This window comes from Myxococcus sp. CA033 (assembly GCF_013336625.1).
Classification (GTDB): Bacteria; Myxococcota; Myxococcia; order Myxococcales; family Myxococcaceae; genus Myxococcus; species Myxococcus llanfairpwllgwyngyllgogerychwyrndrobwllllantysiliogogogochensis.
In genome coordinates this window covers 560,447-581,560 of sequence record NZ_JABUMU010000004.1, presented here as the reverse complement: position 1 = coordinate 581,560, position 21,114 = coordinate 560,447, and the positions used below count along the sequence as shown (strand labels likewise).

Sequence of the window (21,114 nt, the reverse complement as noted above, 5' to 3'; positions counted from 1 at the left end):
CTCGGCATTCCTTCTGCCTGCGCTTGACGGCCCCTACCTGGAACCTAGGAACATCAATGACTGGCAGAGACTGCGCTTTCAGCTTGAGCAGCGGCGCGTCCCTCGCATCCTGGGCCGGCGCTTCCGGGCCAACCCGGATGGCTACCTCCGAGGCATCGAAGAGGGGCTCAGGCCATATTTGCCGGCGTAGAAAAAAACGCTGTCATCCGTTTCCCAGGACGGAGGTTTCCAGGTGTCGTCATCCAGGGCGACACACTTCATTCCCTGGTGACCACCGCGTCCGAGCTGTGCGCTACCCTGGGGCAGGGGGCCACCCGAATGGCATGATGTTCTACGAGGGGGCGCACTAGCGTGGCCACGATGGAAATGCATGCGGGGCGTAACTTCCGTTTGCGAACACGAAGAGATGACACCCAAGTCGGAGTTGCGAATTACTACGCCTTTGCCCATGGCAAACGGCCATCCTGGTGGAGTGCAGAGGTGCCTCTCGCCGCCACGGCGTTCGGTGTCTACGAGAACCGCCTGCACGCCAGGGATGGCGCCATCGTCCTGACGGAAGACGGGCTCGTGGTGTTGTCGGGCGCGGAGAGCACGCAGGTGCGCTTCGACGAGATTGAGCGGGTGCTTCTCCCCTCCAAGGAGCCGCTCTCGCTCGCGCTTCAGGTGATTCTGCACTCGGGCCAGGTCGTCGAAGTTCCTGCTTTCGGGCCGGAGGGGATTGCGTTCGACCTGTTCCGTTTCCTGAGCAGTGCCGTGAGGGAGGCCAGGGCAAGGACGAGGTAGGGCCGTCGTGCGGCCATGGGCAGGCGGATGTCTTCGTCCCCTGGCGCCCGAGCGCTCCAACGACAACGGCCCGGTCCCCCGCGAAGGGAACCGGGCCGCGATGTCTGCTCAACCGAGCGAACGCCTAGAAGCGCGCCTGCAGCAGGGTGTTGAAGCCCAGCGCGTGCGGCTTCTCGAACGTGGCCTGCGCCACGCCCGTGATGTCGTCCCGGAACGTGGTCCGGTTGGTGTCGTACGTGTAGTAGACCTCGCCCACCGCCGCGACGGAGTCGGACAGGTCCCAGCGGAACGTCGCCTTGGCGGAGTAGATGGGCTCCGCGCCGCACGCTCCCGAGCCACCGCACGTCTCCGGCAGGATGCTCAGCTGATTCACGTCACGCACCACGACGGTGCGCGTGCCCACCAGGTTCGGCGGCGGGTTGTTGCCACCGAGCAGCGACGTCGGGCTGCGGAACGACGCCGGACGCTGGATGCCGAAGATGAAGCCCGGCGTGAAGTGCAGCGCCGGCAGGTGGTAGTCCGCGCCCAACGCCAGGAAGATCTCCGGGTTCAGCTCCGTCCCCTCGGGGAAGTCCTGGAACGGGGGGAAGCCCGGCACGTCGAACTGGATGTACGAGAGGCTGCGGTACAGGCCGAGCAGGCTGAGGCGCAGGAAGCCCAGCTTCGCGCGGGCCTGCAGCGCCAGCGCCGTGGCGCCCTGGGGCTCGGTCGCGCCGAACTGGTCCGGCTTCTCCAGCGTCTGGGACAGGTAGCTGCCTTCCAGCGACACGGAGTAGGACAGGCCACCCGGGTACTTCTCCGGGGCGAAGAAGCGCTCGTAGATCTCCGGGTCGTTCTTGTAGAGCCGGAAGTCCACGCTCGTGCCGACGGGCACACCCACGTGGTAGACGACCTGCGCGGACACGCCCGCGGCGTTCACCGGCGCCTCCACACCCAGCGTCGCGAGCCCGGGGACCAGGCCCTTCTGGAAGTAGCCGCCGCCCGCCTCGACGCGCAGCGTCTCCAGGATGTCCACGCCCGCGCCGGCCATCACGCCGTAAAGCGTCTCTTCCTCGAGGACGAGCTCGTTCTGCACCAGCGCCGTCTTGCCGCCCACGTACGCGTACCACCTGTCGCGGGTGATCTGCAGCTTGGCACCCGGCACGCCGTTGGTGGCCGAGCGGGTGGTGAACACGCCGCTGCCGCCCCAGGAGATGCGGTACGCATAGCCCAGCCGGAAGCGGTCCGCTGACACCGGGAAGCCCACCAGCGAGATGCCTTCCTTCTCACCCCAGCCCGGCGGCTGGTAGTTGAGCCGGATGTAGCTGGAGTTGTCCTGGATGGCGACCTGACCACTCGGGCGCTCCAGCACCAGCAGCGTCAGGGCCGCCTCCGTCGTCAGTCCCTCGAAGAACGCCGGTGCCCGCTTGTAGAGCACGATGTTCGACAGCGACTCGAAGCCGGAGAAGCGCGTGTTGAAGTTGTCGTAGAACTGGGTGTTCTGGTTGCCCGCGCCAAACCGTGCGTTGGGGCTGTTGGGCGTGGTTTCACCCGAGCCCGCGAGCACGTTGTCGTCCGCGAACACGAACGACAGACGCGTGTCCACGAAGTCACTGGCCCAGGCGGGCACACTCAGGGAGATAAGGCCGGTCAGGGCCAGCTTCTGCAGCGTTTTCAATGTCCCTCTCCACGGAGCGCCCGCTTGGGTTCGCTCCTCCCTGCACCCCGGTGACCCGGGGCGCGAGTTTCGTCAAAAGCCTACGGATTCACGCAAGGTTCGATGGGACGCGGGCACTCCATGCCCGGGCCAGGGTAGCAGCAGAGGTCGTCCTGATCTCGGGGCAGCACAATCCAGCGAGGCCGAGCCGCGCTGACGTGGCGCAGATGGCCCACGATGTCGAAGGTCGCTCCATGCAGGAACCGGCACTGCTCGGCGCGCTCCGCGTCGGCATCCGTCTCGCTGCAGTTGACCACCAGGTCCGGTACGGCGTCCTTGGTCACCAGGTTGATGCGGGTACGCGGGTGCTGGCTCACCTTGCAACTGGCCGAGCCGTTCACCGCGTCCTGCACGGAGACCCACACAAACAACTGGTTGTCCTTGAGCGTGTGCTCCAGGCGCGTGGCCGCGGCCAGGGCGACGTTGGTCGCCACACCGGGCACGCTGCTGCCGCCGAAGCGCACATTCACGGCCTTGTCGCACCAGATGTTCACCGTCACGCCCGTGGTGTAGGCGTTGGAGGAGCGCGTCCACGCCTCGGTGGCGGGGGACACGGGCGGCAGCGCGTTGAGCGCGTGCAGTCGGCCGTTCACGGTGGCGTCCAGGCCCGCTTCGGCGGCGCCCGTCGGGTTCATCTCCACCACGAACTGGCCGAAGTTGTCGTAGGTCGTCTTCTCCGCGCAGATCTGCCCACGGTACTCGCCCAGGCCCAGCGTGCAGTCGACGTTGCACTTACGCTCGGGGACGTCCGGGTCATTGGGGTCGTCCTCGCCACAGGCGCCGAAGACGTTGGTGCGCGGGTCGGGACAGAAGAATGGCACGCTGTTGTTGCCGTTGGCGTCGCAGCTCCGGAAGACCTGCGGGAACTTCACCCGGCGAATCTTCACCAGCGAGGACTCCAGGCCCTCCATCTTGTAGTTGCCGTAGCTGTAGCCGCACATCACGTCCGTGATGTAGGGCGAGCCGCTGAAGCCGCACAGCCGGCCGTTGATCTCCGTCGGCGGCGCCAGGGCCAGGTACTTGTTCCACTCGGCCTGGGGCAGCAGGCGGACCTTCTCGCGGATGCTCCACGAGGGGAACGTCAGCTGCGTGGTCGCGGTGAACTCCTGCACGGAGCCCGCGATGGACCACAGCAGGTCGCCCGGATCCAACCCTTCCGGGAAGGAGTAGTTGTAGATGTAGAGGGCGTTGAAGCGGCCTGGGAAGAAGCCCGAGGGCTCCGCCGTCTGGGTGTTGGCGCCGGGGATGCTTCCCTCACGCACGCGGCACGCCGTCAGGTCCGTCACGAAGAAGCCGCCCGGGTCCGTGCCCGTCACCAGCAGCGTCACCGGCTGGTTGTAGTTCGGGTCGTCCGGCTCGCAGTTCTGGATCAGCGGCGAGCCCGCCTCGGGCGCGCGACCAATGCGCATGAACGTGCCGTTGTACGCGGTGAGCTGGTCGCTGTTCTGCGGCACCTGCACCGTGGAGATGGTGGGCTCCTCGAAGTGCATGGAGCGCGACAGGCCAGTGGAGAAGGTGCGCGTGGCGGGCTCCTCGGGGAGCTCTCCGGCGACGACCTCACCCTCGGCGTAGTCGACCTGGACGGGCTCGTCCTCCACCCACACGTGGGCTTCACCGTAGAGCTGCGCGCTGCGCACGGTGCCCGTGCCCTTGCCATTGGTGAGCTGCACCCACCGGTAGCGATAGGGGCCGGTGAGGTTTCCCGGGACGGTGCGGAAGGAGACGGGGCCGTTGAACGCATCCATCGGCTGGCCCTTCACGTCCACCGCCTGGATATCGAAGTCGATATCCACCGGACCGCGAGGCATGGCCAGGCGGCAGTCCGGGGTGCCACGCAGCTCCATGGGCACGGCGGCCTGGGTGCCACCGTGCTGGGCAACGCAGCTGGCCACCACGGGCAGCGACGCGCGCGGATTGGAGTCCGCGACGTAGAAGCCCTTCACGGTGACTTCGAACGACGCGAGGCCCTTCGGCTGAGGCGACTCCTCGGTGTAACAGCCGACCAGGGCCAGCGCCGACAGCAGCATGAGCTTCTTCATTACTTCACCCTCCGGCCAATGCGGCCGTCTTCCACGGCGTCGGCGATGGGCATCGCCGTCGGGTTCGTGCAGAAGTTGCGCAGCTGCTGCGTCACCGTTCCGCACACGGGGTTGATTCCACTCATGACTTCGCGGCAGTCACACCGGCCGGTGAACGGGCCCGCGGAGACCGCGCAGGCGGCCTGGGCCTCCAGGGCGGTGGTGACGTCGGGGATGTTGCAGCCATCCGGGTTGTAGCCCCGGGCCGCCAGATCTCCGCAGGTGCAGGTGCCCACCTGCTTGGCGGCGATGCAGGCCGCGCGGGCCTGGTCGGGGTTGGTGACGGAGGCGACACCGCAGCTCGACGGGTTGTAGCCGTTGCGCAGCAGGTCCTCGCAGGAGCAGCTCCCCACCTTGGCGGACAGCTCGTTCTCATAGTCCTGCATCTCCCGACAGGAGGCGCGCAGGCGATCATTGATGACCCACTGGCCGTTCACCAGCGAGCCACAGCGCTGCCCGTCAGCCCGGTTGCCACGCGTCGCGTAGCCCGCGTTGATGTCGTCGCAGGTGCAGAAGTCCTGCATGTAGCCGATGAGCGAGTCGCGCAGGGAGATGCCCGTCTCCTGGCGCGTGGTGTTGCGCTTGAGCACGTTGAAGCCCGAGCCACCCTTGGCGATGTAGTCGTTCACCGCCACGCGGTAGGTGCCGAACGGGTTGAGCGGCTTGCCGCCCACCACGATGTTCGTGCCGGGGTGGGCGTAGCAGCGGCCCGTCGTGGCCGAGGTGCTCGTGTCCTGGATGCACTGCCAGGGGGCGTGGCCCTCGCGGTTGTCCGGGGGGCAGTCCGCGCCCTCCAGCGAGAGCTTGCACTCGACGCGCAGGTCGTTGATCTGCACCTGGGCGCAGTCCATGGTGAAGCTGGCACCGGAGATCTGCGCCTGACTCACGCAGCCACGCTCGGAGGAGCGCTCGGCCACGAAGTCGAACATCTCCTGCATCTCCTTGCCCGACAGGTACATGATGTTGATGGTGTTCTCGAACGGGAACACGTTGAACATCGACTCCTGGGACACGACGCCGGAGTAGAGGTTGTCGCGGATGCCCAGCGAGTTGGTGAGCGCCATCTGCGCGTCCACGCGGCGACGCTTGCGCATCGAGTCCGCGGCGATGTTGCCCAGCGGCGAGTCGCCACCCGTCGAGTTGTTCCGGCGCGTCACGTCCGTGGGCGCGTACGCGAAGATGTTCGTGAGCTGCAGCTTCATGTCCATCCCGATGATGTAGGGCTGGAGCAGGTGCGTCGTCTGCCGGTCCTCCTGCTCGCGGCAGGCGTCGATGGCCGCGCGCACGGCGGGGGTCTGGATGAACTGGCCGTCCTCCCAGAAGATGTTGGAGTCGTAGCGGTAGCGGCGCATGGCGTCGTCGCACCAGAGCCCGTCGATGGGGAACACGCGGTAGTCCTGGCTGAGGACCTCGCCGCCTTCACCCGTGCCGAGCACGTCCGGCATCTTCACGACCAGCTCCAGCCGGCCCACGTACTTGGAGAAGGCGCCGGAGTGCGCGAGCACCACCTTGCGGCCGCTCGGGTCCGCCAGCAGCTGCGGCGGGTTGAGCACCACGTGCAGGTGGCCGCCCATGATGACGTCGACGCCAGAAACGCCGGGGACGAACACGCGGACGACCGAGTTCTCGTTGCCCTCCGGACCGAACCACTCCAGCACCTGCCAGGGGCTGTCCTCGCGGCGGATGAAGCTGCGGGCGCGGCCGTACTCGTAATAGGCCTCGTAGCCCTGGACGACGTCCTGGTCCTCGGTGAGGCCCAGGTGGCTGACGAGGACGATGAGGTCCGTCACCGGCCGAAGGAGCGCCACATAGGCGCGGACGACCTCGTTCTGCTCCAGGGGGGTGACCTGCAGGCTGTTGCCACCCTCGACGATGGAGTTGAGCGAGGAGATGTTGGCCATGCCGACGATGCCTACCCGCAGGCCCTTGATGTTGCGGATGGTGTACGGCGAGGTCTCCAGCCCCGTCTCGTTGCTGCCGTTCTGCCGCCAGTCATTCCAGTTGTAGTTGGCGGCGAGCAGCGGGAAGGTGGCGTTCTGCTTGGCCTGCTGCGTGAAGTTCAGCGCGCCGGCGTCGAACTCGTGGTTGCCCACCACCGCGGCATCCAGACGTGCCTGCGACAGGAAGCGGAACTCCACTTCACCGTTGTTGAGGTTGAAGATCGGAGCGCCCTGGAAGCAGTCGCCCGAGTCGACGTGCATCACCCGCTCGCCCCTCGCGCGCTCGCGCTTGAGGATGGCGGCCATGCGCGTCGCGCCACCGAAGGGACCGGCCTCGGGCACGAGGCCCAGGTCCTGGTCCGTTTTCAGCGGAGCGAAGTCATACGGGATGAGCCGGGAATGGATGTCCGAGGTATGAAGGAGCGTGAGGCGCACCTCCTGCCCCTCGAGGTGGTAGTCCTGGCCCTCCACCACTGGCATGCATGAGGCGGTGGCCAGGGCACTAAGAAGGCCGAGCAGGAGGCGACGCATCAGGAAGAATCCGTGTTTCGGTAGGACGTCGGGAGTAAAGCGCGCGCAAGGTACGGTATCGGACACGGGCGGGCAAGCTACGCCGCCATGGCATTCCTACTCGCACACCTTGACCGTTCAACTCCAGGAGAGCAGGCAGACATGCGGCAGAGCCATTCCAGTGTGACTGACATCGAGATCATCGAGGATTTCTCGGCCACGGCGCGCTGCGACGAGGGTTTCCTCCGAGTGAAGCGCCTGCGGTGTCGCAATCGACGCGCGGACGGCTCTTCCTCGCCAGTCTACCGGGTGGACGTGGTGGACAGGCCCCGACTCGATGCGGTGTCGGTGCTCGTTTATCGACGCGGTGCGGCGGGACTGGAGGTGTTGACGCGGATGAACCTGAGGCCCGCGGCGTACTTCCGGAAGGATCAGCGGGACGCGATGACGGTGCCGGACCCCGGTGCGGGCTACCTGCGGGTGGAGGAGATCGTCGCGGGGTTGCTGGAGCCGGAGGACAAGGGCGAGGAGGGCCTGCGGCGCCGCGCGGCCGAAGAAGTCCGCGAGGAGGCGGGCTACGCGGTGCGCCCCGAGGACATCCAGTTGCTGGGGGGCTCGTTCTTCCTGGCGCCGGGCATCCTCTCGGAGAAGGTGTTCCCCTCGGCGGTGGACGTCACGGACGTGAAGCAGGAGGAGCCGGAGGGGGATGGGTCGCCCCTGGAAGAGGGGACGCTGCTTCAGTGGCGACCGCTCCAGGAGGTCCTCGATGCGTGCCGGCGCGGTGACATCCCGGATGCGAAGACGGAGGTGTCGCTGACGAGGCTGCTCGCCCGACTGGGCTGAGACATGTCCGTGGGGTTTCTCGCGGGCCGCGTGCCAGGGTAGGGTGCGCGGCGTTTCCGCACTCCACTGACGAGGTCGCTGCATGTCGTCGCTGCCCCCGTGGCTGGCCAACCTGTTGCCCATTCTCATCCTGCTGGGGGCCATCTCGCTCGTGCTGGCCCGCCTGCCCAAGGTGGAGCTGGGTCACACGGACGCGTTCCGTCGCCGCCGCTTCTTCAACTGGTTCCCACTGGGGATGACGTACGCGTTCCTCTACATGGGGCGCTACAACCTCAACGAAGCCACCAGCGCGATGAAGGGCCACACGTCCAACGCGGACTTCGGCACCATCTTCTTCTGGGGCACGCTCGTGTACGGCTGCGCCTTCCTGCTCAACGGTCCGCTGACGGACCGGCTCGGCGGGCGGAAGACCATCCTGCTGTCGGCCGCGGGCTCGTCCGTGGCGAACGTGCTGATGGGCATCGTCGTCTACAAGGTGCTCACGGACGGCTGGCAGCCGCCGGGTGGAATCGTGGGGACGCTGTCGTTCCTCTACGCCGTCAACATGTACTTCCAGAGCTTTGGCGCGGTCTCCATCGTCAAGGTGAACGCGTCCTGGTTCCACGTGCGCGAGCGCGGCCAGCTGGGCGGCGTGTTCGGCATCCTCATCTCCCTGGGCGTGTACTTCGCCTACGACTGGAGCCGCTTCATCGCCAAGGCGGCGCCCACGTACTGGGTGTTCTTCGTGCCCGCGGCCATCCTCGCGGCCTTCGTGGTGGTGGACTACTTCGTCATCCGCGACACGCCCAGCCACACGGGCCATCCGGACTTCGACACCGCGGACGCATCCAGCGGAGAGTCCCAGGCGGGCCTGGGCGTGTGGCCCGTCTTCAAGAAGATGATCACCAACCGCACCATCATCATCCTGATGGTGGAGTTCTGCAGCGGCTTCATGCGCAACGCCATCATGCAGTGGTACCCCAAGTTCGCGAAGGCGACGGGCATCGCCGACGGTTTCGTCGCGGCCAACTGGGGCATGCTGCTCTGCGTGGCGGGCATCACTGGCGGCATGTTCGCCGGCGTCATCAGCGACCGCGTGTTCGACTCGCGCCGGGGTCCTGTCTCCGCGGTGCTCTACGCGGGCATGAGCGTGGGCGCGGTGGCCACGCTGTTCCTCCTGGGCAGCCCCGCGCTGGGGTGGACGGTCATCTTCATGTCCCTGTGTGTCATCGGCGTGCACGGCATGTTGTCCGGCACCGCCAGCATGGACTTCGGTGGCAAGAAGAACGCGGGCCTCGCGGTGGGCATCATCGACGGCGCGGTGTATGCGGGCACGGCGCTCCAGTCGTTGCTGCTCGGGCGCATCCTGCCGGCGGGGGAGGTGGCCAAGGACCCCCACAACTGGGGCAACTGGCCCCTGGCCATGCTGCCCCTGTCCTTCGCGGGCCTGCTGCTGGCCACCAAGGTCTGGAACGCCCGGCCCCAGTCCAAGGCCGCCCCCGCCTCGGGCGCTTCCGCTGTGACGCAGACAGTTGCAGCTCCCAAGACTGGTACCGGGGGCTGAGCCCCCTGTGGACCGCTGGACGTCACGGGGGCGTCACTCCCCCGTGACAGGGTTGTAACGTAGAGTGGCGGTGTGTCCCAGGCACCCGCACCGCTCCATAGCCGCTTCGAGGTTCACGACCGGAAGCAGTTCGAGATCAAGCTCGAGTACCAGCCCTCGGGCGTGGACGAGACGCGCTACCTCGTGGAGGCGCATCTGTTCCTCCCTGGCAGCTTGAACATCGACCAGGAGACGTACCCCCGCGCGGACTTCTACGCGGACATCCACAACTACGTGCGCTTCAAGACGCCGGTGATGGCGGTGCAGGAGCTGCTCTCGTCGGACACCTCGCCGCTGGTGCGGCTGGAGGCGTGGTTGCGCACGGGGTTGGGCTCGGAGCGGGATGTCGTCTACCAGGCGAAGCTCCTGTCGTGCGTGCTGCGCGGGGCGCTGCGCCGCTTCGCCACGGGCGTGGAGTCCCGCTGCGAGGGGCCGGTGGCGCTGCCCACCGACGCGTGCGCGACGCTGGAGTCGGAAGTCGTGGCGATGCAGGCGGGGGTGACGCAGGTGCTGGCGCGCTTCCGTCAGTGGCTGCGCTCGGTGGGGGAGCTGCGCCTGCAGGAGCGCTCCCGCGCGTCGCTGCGGCTGGTGGACGAGTACGTCAGCCTGCTGGTGGAGAACGGCTTCCGGCGTTCGGTGGCGGACATGAAGTCGCTGCCGCGCGGAGAGCCGTGGCTGGGGCTGCGCAAGGGGCTGATGGAGGCGGTGCTGCGCGAGGAGTCCTACCGCAAGGAGCACCGGCTGCGCAGCGTGCTGAGCCCCACGGGCGACAACGAGGAGTACATCCTGCGGCTGGGCATGCTGAAGAAGTTCTGCATGAACGTGCTCTTCCTGTCCTCGCGCCGCCTGCAGAAGCGGCAGGGGTGGGAAGAGGTGCTGTTCGCGCTGGCTGCGGGCATCGCGATGGCGTTCGCCACGGCGGTGGCGCTGTGGGCGCAGATCCGCTTCACCCAGGTGAGCCTCAACTTCTTCCTCATCGCCGTGGTCGGCTACATGATGAAGGACCGCATCAAGGAGGGCCTGCGGCGGCTGTCGAGCCGCGTGGCGGCCACGCACCTGTCGGACCGCACCGCGGACCTGGTGGACCCGGTGACGGGGCGCACCATCGGCAGGTGCGAGGAGCGCGTGGACTACGGGCCCAAGGTGCCGGACTCGGTGGCGGCGCTGCGGCACCAGGACGACTTCCTCACCGTGTCCCAGGGCGAGCTGACGGAGACGGTCATCCGCTACCGCAAGCACATCATCCTGGACGCGCGCCTCCTGCCGCGCTCGGACCGGGGCCTGTCGGGCGTCACGGACATCCTCCGGCTCAACGTGGAGCGCTTCCTGCGGGACATGGACGAGCCCGAACTGGCGCTGGAGTACGTGGACCTGGCGGACCTGTCGGTGGGGCACATCCGGGGCGCCAAGCGCTACCCCGTGGACGTGGTGTTCCGCTTCACGGTGGAGGAGGAGGAGACGGACCGCCGCCAGGAGAGCACGCAGCTGGTGCGGCTGGTGCTGGACCGCAACGGCATCCAGCGCATGCTGCGCTTCGCGGACACGGTGCCGGGCGCGCCCCCTGGCCCCATGCCCTGGCAGTCAGCCGCCTGACACAGGCGGTTTCGGCGGCACGGGCGGGCGCGCGCGGGTAGTCTTCGCCGCGCCCATGGCCCACGAAGACTTCAAGAAGCGCATCCGCGACGACTGGCGCGACAGCCTGAACGCCATCCTGGCTCGGGCCCGCTCCCTCGGCGAGCGGGCGGTGCTGGCGTTCGACCTGGACTCCACCCTGCTCGACAACCGGCACCGGCAGGCCCGCATCCTCCGGGAATATGGCGAGGCGCAGGCCGTGGCGAGCCTCGCCGCCTGCGGCCCCGAGCACTGGACCTCCGGCTGGGACATGCGTGACGCGATGCGTGCCTGTGGCCTGGAGGAAGTCCAGGTGCAGGCCCACTTCCCAGAGGCCCGCCGCTTCTGGGGCGAGCGCTTCTTCACCAGCGAGTACTGCGAGGTGGACGAGGCCATCGACGGCGCGGCGGCCTTCACCCACGCCGTGGTGGCGACGGGCGCGCGGCTCGTCTACGTCACCGGGCGCCACGAGGGCATGCGCGAGGGCTCCGTCGCCTGCATGCGGCGCCACGGCATGGCGGTGCCGGACGACGCGCGGGTGCTGCTCTTGATGAAGCCCACGCTGCGCGAGGACGACGACGCGTTCAAGCGAGAGGCGCACGCGAGGCTGGGTCGGCTGGGCACCGTGGTGGCCGCCTTCGACAACGAGCCCACCCACGCCAACGACTACCGGGTGCGCTTCCCCGAGGCCACCGTGATTCACCTGGCCACGGATCATTCCGGTCGACCGGTGACGCTGTTGGACGGCATCATCAGCGTCCCGCATTTCACCCTCGTTTCCTGACGCACCGCGCCTGGAACACAGGTGCGGCCCTGAGGGGTTTGAAAGGCTTTGAAGTCCCCCTGCCGCGCGCTATGAGGCGCACGGCGTTTGCCGCCCCGGGTGAGGAGGGGCGGACAGCATGGAGGCACCCGCGGTGGCCAGCCCGTACTCGAAAGACTTGCTGTTGACGATGTACCGGAAGATGTACCTCATCCGCCGTTTCGAGGAGCGCGCGGGCCAGCAGTACACGCTGGGGAAGATCGCCGGCTTCTGCCATCTGTACATTGGCCAGGAAGCCGTGGCGGTGGGCCCCATCGAGGCCATCCGGAAGGAAGATTACATGCTCAGCGCGTACCGCGACCACGGCCAGCCCCTGGCGCGCGGCAGCGACGCGGGCATGGTGATGGCGGAGCTGTTCGGCCGGGGCACCGGCTACAGCAAGGGCAAGGGCGGCTCGATGCACATCTTCGACATCGAGCACCAGTTCTACGGAGGCTACGGCATCGTCGGCGGGCAGATTCCGCTGGCGGCCGGCATGGCCTTCGCCAGCCGTTATCGCAACGAGGACCGCGTGACGGTCTGCTACTTCGGCGACGCGGCGGCCAACCAGGGCGCGCTCCACGAGACGTTCAACATGGCGTCGAAGTGGAAGCTGCCGGTCATCTACATCTGCGAGAACAACCGCTACGGCATGGGCACGGCCATCTCCCGCACGTCGGCGGTGCCGGAGATCTACAAGCGCGCCGCCGCCTACGACATGCGCGGCGAGCCGGTGGACGGCATGGACGTGCTGAAGATGTACGAGGCCGTGAAGGACGCGGCCGCGTGGTGCCGCGCGGGCAAGGGCCCCGTGCTGCTGGAGGCGAACACGTACCGCTTCCGTGGCCACTCCATGGCGGACCCGGCGACCTACCGCTCCAAGCAGGAGGTGGAGGAGGAGCGCAAGGGCGACCCCATCCCCAAGCTGCGCGACTACGCCATCAAGAACGGCCTGGGCGCGGACGCGGACTTCGAGCGAATCGAAGAAGAGGTGAAGGCGCAGGTGGACGCCGCGGTGAAGTTCGCGGACGAGTCCCCGGAGCCGAGCCTGGAAGAGCTGTGGCGCGACACCATCGTCGAGCCGGGTGAGCCGGACGTGCGTCCCCGTGAGCGGGTGCTGGGCACGAAGGTGACGAACTGGCCGTCGTACCCGAGCGGCCAGGAGCTGAAGGTGACGTGGGACCTGGAGCCGCGTGAGCAGGCGGAGCTTGCGGACAAGAAGGCGGGCCTGACCCGCTAGTCCCCCCGCCCCCTGACCAAACCAACCTTTTTGATTTCGAGTCGGAGCCGACGATGCCCGAGTTGATGTACCGCGAGGCCCTGAACCAGGCGCTCGCCGAGGAGATGGAGCGCGACGCCAACGTCTTCCTGATTGGCGAGGAAGTGGGTCGCTACAACGGCGCCTTCAAGGTGTCGCAGGGGCTGCTGGACAAGTTCGGGAGCGCGCGCATCATCGACGCGCCCATCTCCGAGCTGGGCTTCGGCGGCATGAGCGTGGGCGCGGCCATGGTGGGCCTGCGTCCCGTGGTGGAGATGATGACCTGGAACTTCGCGATTCTCGCGATGGACCAGATCGTCAACAACGCGGCCAAGCTGCGCCACATGTCCGGCGGTCAGCTGCGCTGCCCCATCGTCTTCCGGGGACCGGGCGGCGCCGGTGGCCGGCTGTCCAGCCAGCACAGCCAGGCGCTGGAGTCCAACTACGCGCACTTCCCGGGCCTGAAGGTGATTGCGCCCGCGACGCCCGCGGACGCCAAGGGGATGCTCAAGGCGGCCATCCGCGACGAGAACCCCGTCATCATGTTCGAGGGCGAGCGGCTCTACGCGCTCAAGGGCGAGGTGCCCGAGGGCGAGCACGTCGTGCCGCTGGGCAAGGCGGACGTGAAGCGCGAGGGAACGGACGTCACCGTCATCACCTGGAGCCGCATGTATTACTTCTGCATGCAGGCGGCCGAGGAGTTGGCGAAGGAGGGCATCAGCGTGGAGGTCCTGGACCTGCGCACGCTGCGGCCCCTGGATGAGGAGGCCATCCTGGCGAGCGTGCGCAAGACGAACCGCGCCGTCATCGTCGAGGAGGGCTGGGCGCTTGCGGGTATCGGCGCTTCCGTGGTGGACATCATCCAGTCCAAGGCGTTCGACGAGCTGGACGCGCCGGTGGAGCGCGTGACGGGGCTCGATGTGAACATGTCCTATGCGGCGAACCTGGAGAACGCGACCCAGCCGGACGCGCCCAAGATCATCGCGGCCGTGAAGAAGGTGTTGTACCGCCAGGGAGCCTGACCCGTATGGCCACGCCCATTCAAATGCCGAGCCTCTCCCCGACGATGACGGAGGGGAAGATCGTCAAGTGGCTGAAGAAGGTGGGGGACAAGGTCTCCTCCGGTGAGGCACTCGCCGAGCTGGAGACGGACAAGTCCAACCTCGAAATCGAAGCCTACGACGACGGCTACCTGCTTCAGATTCTCGTCGGCGAGGACCAGTCGGCCCCCGTCGGCGCGCCCATCGCCTATATCGGCGCGCAGGGCGAGAAGGTGGCGGCGGGTGGCGCTCCGGCGCCCAAGGCCGCCGCGCCCGCCTCCGCTCCCACGCCTGCTCCCGCCGCGAAGGTCGAGGCCCCCGTGGCCCCGGCCGCCGCTCCCGCGACGGGCGGTGGTCGCATCGCCATCCAGTTGCCGAGCCTCTCCCCGACGATGACGGAGGGGAAGATCGTCAAGTGGCTGAAGAAGGTGGGGGACAAGGTCTCCTCTGGCGAGGCGCTCGCCGAGCTGGAGACGGACAAGTCCAACCTCGAAATCGAAGCCTATGACGACGGGACGCTGGCGGAGATCGTCGTCGGGGAGAACCAGTCGGCGCCCGTCGGCTCGCCCATCGCCTACCTCACGCCCAAGGGTGGCAAGGCCGCCGCTGCTCCGACTCCGGCCGCCGTGCCGAAGCCCGTCGAGGCCGCCGCGCCCAGGCCCCCAGCGCCCGCCGCACAGGCCACGCCTGCCGCGTCGGCACCGGTGGCCTCCGGAGGACGACGCGTCCGGGCCAGCCCGCTGGCGAAGAAGATCGCCAAGGACCGGGGCCTGGACATCGCCCAGGTGCAGGGCTCCGGCCCGTCGGGTCGCGTGGTGAAGCGCGACATCGAGGAGGCGCTGGCTCGGGGCGTGAAGGCTCCGGCGGCCGCTCCCTCGGCGCCCGCCGCGCGCAAGGCTCCGTCCGCGGCGACGGTGGCCCGGCCCGAGGCGCGGTCCGAGCCGCTGTCGTCCATGCGCAAGGTCATCGCGCAGCGGATGACGGAGGTGAAGCCCGGCGTGCCGCACTTCTATCTCACCCTCGAGGTGGAGATGGATGCCGCGGTGAAGGTGCGCGAGGAGGCGAAGGCGATGGAGCTCAAGGTCTCCGTCAACGACCTCATCGTGAAGGCCGTGGCGATGGCCGTGCGTCGCTACCCGAAGATCAACGTCTCGCTCCAGGGGGACCAGGTGGTCCACCACGGCTCGGTGGACGTGGGTATCGCCGTGGCGCTGGAGCAGGGGCTCATCACGCCCGTCATCCGCGACGCGGACACCAAGGGGCTCCAGGCGATCTCCACGGAGGTGCGTGAGCTGGCGGAGCGCGCCCGCAAGCGCGCCCTCAAGCCCGAGGAGTACACGGGCGGCTCCATCACCGTGAGCAACCTGGGCATGTACGGCATCGACCAGTTCGTCGCCATCATCAACCCGCCGCAGGCGTCCATCCTCGCGGTGGGCGCGGTGGCGGACAAGGTGGTGGCGCGGGACGGGCAGATGGTGATTCGCAAGATGATGACGGCGACGCTGTCGTGCGACCACCGCATCATCGACGGTGCCATCGGCGCGGAGTTCCTGCGGGAGCTGCGCGGCCTGCTCGAGCACCCGACGCGGCTGCTCTTCTAGGCCGTTCTCGTGGCCCGCTCCTCGTCGTGCCCCATTCTCAGGGGCGCACGGGAGCGGGCCGCTTCGTCACTGGCGCGTCGGCTCTTCGCGGCGCGCTTCCTCTTCCAGTCGTCGCTGCTCGCACGTCACGCTCGCCTGCTGCTCGCGGCTCGTGCCCGTGGGCAGGTCATGCTCGTCTCCCAGCGAACGGCCCCTCATGCCCGGCCAGGGCTCGGGGCGCGTGGCCTCTACGTGTTCGATGTGCTCCACGTAATCACTGTCACTGGCCGCATTGCGCGGCACGTCGTCCGGCTTGTCCTGGTGCGCCATGGCGCTGTCCTCCTGGGGGTGGAGACTCGTGCGGAGTCCCTCCGTTAACGGTGTGACGCGAGGCGATAGGCGTCCACCCCGAGGCCCCGCCGCAAGGCCCGTTCCCTCGCTTGCTGAGCAGGCACGAAAAAAAGGCCGGCAGCCGCGTCGGTTCGCTGCTTAACTTCGTCCAAATGAACGACGACATGACACGCGAACGGCTCGTCCAGGGTGTGTCGGAGTTGGAGGAGCGGGTGGGCCAGCCGCTGCCTCTCGCGCAGTCGCTGCACCAGGCCCTGCTCGGCGCGGTGTTCCCCCTCACCGCTGAAGAGCTCACCTGGGTGGCCCGGGAGAACGAGGCCCCGCCCACGGTGCTCTCGCTGCTGGGCGTGCTGCCCAGGGGCAGCTTCCCCTCCGTGGACGCGGTGGCCGTGGCCCTCGAGCAGGATGCCGCCCACGCGGAGCAGCTCCCCGAGACGCGCGACTCCACCCTCACATCTCCCCGCTGAATCCTCCCTCCCAGGCGCGCCGGGCGCTCTCCCGGCGTGTCCATGCAAAGCCGCCTGGCACCTCCGTGCCCAGGCAGGGAACCATGCGGTCGTCTGGATTTTCCTGGGGGTCAAACCTGTCTGGTTGCTCTAGAGTTGAGGAGGCATTGCGTCCCGGGGGGACGGTTCCGTCGGCACCCAGAAGAAAGGGAGTCGGAGGAGGCGCTATCCTAGGCGTCACCAGCCTGGCCTCGTCGTGGGATAGCCGGCCAGGAGGAGCGTCATGAACCCGTCTGAGCTACCCGCGGTGCTGTACGTCGACGACGACGCCCTGAACCTGCGGGTCTTCGACGCGAACTTCGGACAACGCTTCCGCATCTTCCGCAGCGCATCGCCAAGCGAGGCGTTGACGCTGCTCGAGCAGCGCAAGGGAGAGATTGGCGTCATCCTCTCCGACCAGCGCATGCCGGGGATGACGGGCGTGGAGCTGCTGGAGCGGGCGCGTTCGATTGCGCCCGACGCCAAGCGCATGCTCGTCACGGCGTATGCGGACATGCAGGCCGTCATCGACGCGGTGAACCGCGGCCAGGTGACGCGCTACTTCGTCAAGCCGTGGGACCGCTCGGAGCTTCAGGCGGCGCTGGACGACGCGCTGAAGATTGCCCGGCTGGAGCTGCGCATCCGCGAGGTGGAAGGGCGGATGATGAAGTCGGAGCGTCTGGCCACGCTGGGCCAGGTGACGGCGGGCATCGCCCACGAGCTGATGGGCCCGGTGGGCTACCTGTCGCAGAACGTGGCGTCGCTGCAGCGCGACCTGACCAGCGTCATCCAGTACGTGTCGAAGCATCTGCCGGCGGACCCGAGTCCTCCTGTCGCGGAGACGGTGGAGGACCTGCCCGCGCTCATCAAGGACCTGGCGGACGGCGCGGAGCATCTGCGGCAGGTGGCGCTCGGGCTGCGCGCGCAGGCGCGTGGCGAGGACATGGAGGGCACGGCGGACGTGGCCGAAGTGGTCTCCTTCGCGGTGAAGCTGGCGCGGGCGGAGGTTCGAGACAGGGCGCGGCTGACGAGCAACGGCGAGCCGGTGCGGGTCGTCTTCGGTCCGGTGAAGTTGTGCCAGGTGTTGCTCAACCTCGTGGTCAACGCGGCGCAGGCCATGGGTGGCACGGGACGTCAGGGGCGCATCGAGGTGCGCTGGTCCGTACGCCCCGAGGACGTGGTCCTCACGGTGGCGGACAACGGCTGCGGCATCCCCATGGACCTGCAGGAGCGCGTCTTCCAGCCGCTGTTCACCACGAAGCCGGTGGGCATCGGCACGGGCCTGGGCCTGTCCATCTGCCGGGAGCTGGTGACGCAGGCGGGTGGCAACCTGCGGCTGTCGTCCACGCCGGGCGAGGGCACGGACATCGAAATCACCCTCCGGCGAGCCCCGCTCCCCTGAGGCCGAAGGCGTTGCTGAGCACGCGCCACATCCGGTGGAGTGACTCGCCTTCCGAGCGGCGCACGTCCTCCACCAGCACCGCGCGCTGGGGCTGCGCCCCTTCTCGGGCGTACTCCACGACGAGCGCGTAGCGGGGCCCGGGACGCTCGACGAGGTGCACCGCGCGCACGGCGTCGAAGGGCACCAGCTCCGAGCGGGTGGCGCCGGGGGTCCAGGCCAGCCGCTCCAGGCGCAGCGTCTCCGAGCGGAAGTGCAGCACGAATCGGCGGCGTCCCAGCCGGGCCTCGAATCGCAGGGCCACTCCGACGAGGGCCGCGGCGACGAGGGCCAGCGTCCCGGCTGTGATGGGGAAGGCGCCCTTCTCGAGGCCCACCATGACGGCGGCGCCCAGCGCGCAGCCCACGGCGACACCCACACACAGTCCCGGCAGCATTCTCCGCTCCCAGCGCGGAGGGAGGGATTCGCCCAGCAGCCGCCCCCCGTCGTAACGCAGGCGCACGTCCCCCAGCAGCGGGGGCACCCGGTTCTCCAGCAACGCGTCCTCGAAGCTCGCCACGGACGGCAGCATAGCGGCCCTCGCATGCGAGCCTCGAAGTCCGCGTGAAGCTGTGCGAATCTCCCAAGTCATGGATCTCCCGTTCGAGACCGGTGAGGGCGGCGGTGGGGAGGGGGGAACGCTCGCCTCGACGGTGTTGGTGGTGGACGACGAGCCCGTCGTGCTCGACATCTGCGCGCGGCTATTGGAGCGCGAGTCGGACCTGGTGGTGTTGGTGGCGGCGAGCGCGGAGGATGCGCTGCCCATTCTTCGCGAGCAGCGCGTCGACGTGCTGGTGACGGACAAGAACCTGCCCGGCATGGGTGGGGTGGAGCTCGTCGCGGAGGCGCGCAACCTCCAGCCCACGATGGAGGCGCTGATGATTACGGCCTACGCGAGCAGCGAGTCCGTCATCGCCGCGTTCGCCGCGGGGGCGAGTGACTACATCCTCAAGCCTTTCGACGACTTGCGTGTGCTGCGCGCCAAGGTACGGGCGGCGCTGGAGCGGCGGACGTCCGGGACGCAGGTGCGGGAGCAGGCGCGGGAACAGGCCCGGGAAGCGGCCGCGCTGTTGGCGGCAGGGCAGGACGCACCGGAGCCGGCGCATGTGGCGCTGGAGGTGGAGCTGCGGGCCTACGAGGAGTCCTCTCGCACGGTGCTGGAGGGGAAGGTGGCGGTGGTGGGCAGCGAGGATGCGCTCCGCGCGCTGAGGGAGGCGGGCTTCGAGGTGCGGGAGGTGGCGCCGTACGCGCCTGAGCTGGAGACGGTGGACGTCGTCGTTGTCGAGACGGGCGATCCGCAGTGGCGCACGCTGGCGGAGCGCCTCCAGCGACGGCCTCCGGACGTGCTGCTGCTGGCCAGTCCGCAGGCGGACCTGGGGGACCTGCTGGAGGCCATCACCCTGCGCATGGACCTGGTGGGATTTGGCAGCACGCAGGGCGCGAGCGCGCTTCCGGAGAAGGTGCGGATGCTGCTCCTGCGCCGGGGCGTGCAGCGGGCACAGGACCGGCTCGCCGCCGCGCTCTCCGTGTTCCGCCGGAGCATCCCCACGCCGTCGGCTTGAGTCGGTACAACAGGGGAGGGGACGGGGCGCGAGCGCCCTCAGGGGGCAGTGCCGTCGAGCTGACGCGCGAACTCGAGTTGGACGTTCAGCAACTCCGTCATGGGGACCGCGCGCCGAGACACGAGGGCAGGGTCCTTGCCCTCCGCTGTCCATAGCGGAGGGTGGAGGGAGAAACCCTCATCCGGGGAGAGGCGTGAGACATCCTCGCTCCAGCCGGACCAGCGGTACGCGCCGTAGAACTCGGAGAGATCTCCTTCAAGAAAGAAGGCGAGCAGGTCCGAGTAGCCGCGTCCCAGGTCCTCCCACTTGAGCGAGTCGGGGGCGAAGTAGAACGCGCCGCCACGTCCTTCGCCGAGCGCCCCGCCGTCGAGTGCGAAGTGGCCACCGAGGACGTCGTGGGCGACGAGTAGCATCCCTTGTGTCGGTGCCACCGCCAGATGCGCGCCCAGGGCATTCCAATTCGCCAGGCTCCCGCGCATCCGCACACCACCGCTGCCCAGGACTCGGAGCCAGCCCTGGTCGACGAGCAGCCCACCTGTTTCATAGGCCACCGCGCCCAAGGTGGAGCGGGTCGTCACTTGAAGCTGCTGGAGCACCTCGCCCGCAGCCACTTCATCCCGAGGCAGAACCTCGACGGGGCTGCTCGCGGAGGCGAGCCACTCCTGCACGAGGGGCCAGGCCGGCGAGGTTGCGTCGAGCAGCTCCTGCAACGTCCGCATGGCGAGCCACCGTGCCCCGGAAAAACAAAACGCCGCCTTCTTTTCAGAAGGCGGCGTCGGAGTGACCCTGCCGGGATTCGAACCCGAGTTTGAGCCGTGAGAGGGCTCCGTCCTAACCGCTAGACGACAGGGCCGACATTTCGCTGCAACCACCGTGTTTCTGCTGCTGCTTCCTACATTCTCGTTTTGCTCTCGTCAACCTTCTGATTTCGAGCTTCCTGAGGTGCTGCGGACTGCGGTGCTGCGAGCTGGGGAACTAGGATTCGAACCTAGATAAGCAGAGTCAGAGTCTGCTGTCCTGCCGTTAGACGATTCCCCAATCACTGCGGCTGCCTCTACTACCAACACCGCCCAGCGACTGCAACAACTTCGGTGGGCGGCTGCTGCTGCGACTTCTACTTCTTCTTCCCCGACTTCGTCTCCGGCTTTTTCACCGGCTTGACCGCCTGCTGGGTCGGGACGATGTAGATGCGAACTTCCTCGTTCGCCTCGTAAATATTCAGCCCCGCGAAGTTCTTCCCCGAGGGGTTGGTGATGTGGACCGCTTTCACGCCCGGCTGGTTGACGATCTGCCGTCGTGGATAGCTGCTCGTCGAATAGACCGAGCGGTAGTAGTCCAGCGTCGCCTCGAAGTCCTTCGGCACCCTGTAACGGTTCTCCCCCACCTTCTGAGCACCGTCCGGAAGCTGCGCGCCGCTGACCACGTCGGCACTCGCCCCCGCCACCCAGAGCGCACACAGCGCCGCACCGAGCGGGCGCGCCTTATAGAAATGCCGTTTCATGGTGTCAAGTGCACGCATCATGGGTGGTGAAGATAGGTGCCGAAGCGGCGGACG

The 21,114-nt window shown here is 68.0% G+C and carries 18 protein-coding genes, 2 tRNA genes and 2 pseudogenes; 13 read left to right on the top strand and 9 right to left on the bottom strand.

All coding sequences use genetic code 11. The features are described from left to right. From HUA78_RS45940 to HUA78_RS15215, 3 genes and pseudogenes are all read left to right on the top strand, one after another. Positions 1–190: pseudogene (locus HUA78_RS45940) on the top strand (ISNCY family transposase); the annotation flags it as partial. Next, positions 175–327 (top strand): hypothetical protein, encoded by a 153-nt coding sequence (locus tag HUA78_RS47705; RefSeq protein WP_371745586.1) that lies wholly within the window; start codon positions 175–177, stop codon positions 325–327. The pseudogene HUA78_RS45940 and the gene HUA78_RS47705, both read left to right, overlap by 16 nt. Before the next feature lie 153 nt (positions 328–480). Beyond that, a complete protein-coding gene (locus tag HUA78_RS15215; RefSeq protein ID WP_174461906.1) occupies positions 481–783 on the top strand; it encodes a hypothetical protein in 303 nt (100 codons plus the stop codon). A 124-nt stretch (positions 784–907) separates the two neighbouring features. Here the strand turns inward: HUA78_RS15215 and HUA78_RS15210 are convergent, their stop codons facing one another. From HUA78_RS15210 to HUA78_RS15200, 3 genes are all read right to left on the bottom strand, one after another. Beyond that, complete coding sequence (locus HUA78_RS15210) at positions 908–2,440, bottom strand: hypothetical protein (protein WP_141644744.1); 1,533 nt, start codon at positions 2,438–2,440, stop codon at positions 908–910. Positions 2,441–2,520: 80 nt separating this feature from the next. Continuing rightward, entirely contained in the window at positions 2,521–4,518 is a 1,998-nt protein-coding gene (locus HUA78_RS15205) for a hypothetical protein (protein ID WP_141644743.1), read from the bottom strand. Beyond that, complete coding sequence (locus tag HUA78_RS15200) at positions 4,518–7,028, bottom strand: bifunctional UDP-sugar hydrolase/5'-nucleotidase (protein WP_174454969.1); 2,511 nt, start codon at positions 7,026–7,028, stop codon at positions 4,518–4,520. Before HUA78_RS15200 ends, HUA78_RS15205 begins: the two co-directional genes overlap by 1 nt. 141 nt (positions 7,029–7,169) lie before the next feature. On the opposite strand from HUA78_RS15200, the gene HUA78_RS15195 reads away from it, so the two are divergent. The 7 genes and pseudogenes from HUA78_RS15195 to HUA78_RS15165 all read left to right on the top strand — a co-directional run bounded on the left by HUA78_RS15195 (position 7,170) and on the right by HUA78_RS15165 (position 15,744). Beyond that, a complete protein-coding gene (locus HUA78_RS15195; protein WP_174476550.1) occupies positions 7,170–7,850 on the top strand; it encodes an NUDIX hydrolase in 681 nt (226 codons plus the stop codon). An 82-nt stretch (positions 7,851–7,932) separates the two neighbouring features. Next, positions 7,933–9,393: an MFS transporter gene (locus HUA78_RS15190; protein WP_174476549.1), complete on the top strand. Its 1,461-nt coding sequence runs from the start codon at positions 7,933–7,935 to the stop codon at positions 9,391–9,393. A 72-nt stretch (positions 9,394–9,465) separates the two neighbouring features. After that, complete coding sequence (locus HUA78_RS15185) at positions 9,466–11,025, top strand: hypothetical protein (RefSeq protein ID WP_174465988.1); 1,560 nt, start codon at positions 9,466–9,468, stop codon at positions 11,023–11,025. A gap of 55 nt (positions 11,026–11,080) precedes the next feature. Next, positions 11,081–11,827 carry a hypothetical protein gene (locus HUA78_RS15180; RefSeq protein ID WP_174476548.1) on the top strand — a complete coding sequence of 249 codons (747 nt, stop codon included), beginning with the start codon at positions 11,081–11,083 and terminating at the stop codon, positions 11,825–11,827. Between the two features lie 133 nt (positions 11,828–11,960). After that, on the top strand, positions 11,961–13,085 hold the full coding sequence (gene pdhA / locus HUA78_RS15175) for a pyruvate dehydrogenase (acetyl-transferring) E1 component subunit alpha (protein WP_141644746.1): 1,125 nt from the start codon (positions 11,961–11,963) through the stop codon (positions 13,083–13,085). 44 nt (positions 13,086–13,129) lie between these two features. Next, positions 13,130–14,125: pseudogene (locus HUA78_RS15170) on the top strand (pyruvate dehydrogenase complex E1 component subunit beta); the annotation flags it as partial. 5 nt (positions 14,126–14,130) lie between these two features. Next, a complete protein-coding gene (locus HUA78_RS15165) occupies positions 14,131–15,744 on the top strand; it encodes a pyruvate dehydrogenase complex dihydrolipoamide acetyltransferase (RefSeq protein WP_174461907.1) in 1,614 nt (537 codons plus the stop codon). A 66-nt stretch (positions 15,745–15,810) separates the two neighbouring features. On the opposite strand, the gene HUA78_RS15160 is transcribed toward HUA78_RS15165, so the two are convergent. After that, complete coding sequence (locus tag HUA78_RS15160; protein ID WP_141644735.1) at positions 15,811–16,053, bottom strand: hypothetical protein; 243 nt, start codon at positions 16,051–16,053, stop codon at positions 15,811–15,813. A 173-nt stretch (positions 16,054–16,226) separates the two neighbouring features. On the opposite strand from HUA78_RS15160, the gene HUA78_RS15155 reads away from it, so the two are divergent. Further along, positions 16,227–16,541, top strand: coding sequence for a DUF2795 domain-containing protein (locus HUA78_RS15155; protein ID WP_254614358.1), 315 nt, complete (start codon positions 16,227–16,229; stop codon positions 16,539–16,541). 262 nt (positions 16,542–16,803) lie between these two features. Then, a complete protein-coding gene (locus tag HUA78_RS15150; RefSeq protein WP_141644733.1) occupies positions 16,804–17,961 on the top strand; it encodes a sensor histidine kinase in 1,158 nt (385 codons plus the stop codon). On the opposite strand, the gene HUA78_RS15145 is transcribed toward HUA78_RS15150, so the two are convergent. After that, positions 17,933–18,529, bottom strand: coding sequence for a hypothetical protein (locus tag HUA78_RS15145; protein ID WP_174454973.1), 597 nt, complete (start codon positions 18,527–18,529; stop codon positions 17,933–17,935). The two genes, HUA78_RS15150 and HUA78_RS15145, sit on opposite strands and share 29 nt — an antisense overlap. Positions 18,530–18,587: 58 nt before the next feature. On the opposite strand from HUA78_RS15145, the gene HUA78_RS15140 reads away from it, so the two are divergent. Further along, positions 18,588–19,559: a response regulator transcription factor gene (locus HUA78_RS15140; RefSeq protein ID WP_174454974.1), complete on the top strand. Its 972-nt coding sequence runs from the start codon at positions 18,588–18,590 to the stop codon at positions 19,557–19,559. Between the two features lie 38 nt (positions 19,560–19,597). Here HUA78_RS15140 and HUA78_RS15135 read toward each other — a convergent pair whose 3' ends face one another. From HUA78_RS15135 to HUA78_RS15120, 4 genes are all read right to left on the bottom strand, one after another. Beyond that, positions 19,598–20,278, bottom strand: a complete 681-nt coding sequence (locus tag HUA78_RS15135; RefSeq protein WP_174465990.1) for a DUF2625 family protein — start codon at positions 20,276–20,278, stop codon at positions 19,598–19,600. A gap of 62 nt (positions 20,279–20,340) precedes the next feature. Further along, positions 20,341–20,412: transfer RNA gene (locus HUA78_RS15130), tRNA-Glu, on the bottom strand. Between the two features lie 114 nt (positions 20,413–20,526). Continuing rightward, positions 20,527–20,597 (bottom strand) — tRNA-Gln (locus tag HUA78_RS15125). Positions 20,598–20,673: 76 nt separating this feature from the next. Further along, a complete protein-coding gene (locus HUA78_RS15120) occupies positions 20,674–21,081 on the bottom strand; it encodes a hypothetical protein (RefSeq protein ID WP_174454975.1) in 408 nt (135 codons plus the stop codon). Between the last annotated feature and the right edge of the window lie 33 nt (positions 21,082–21,114).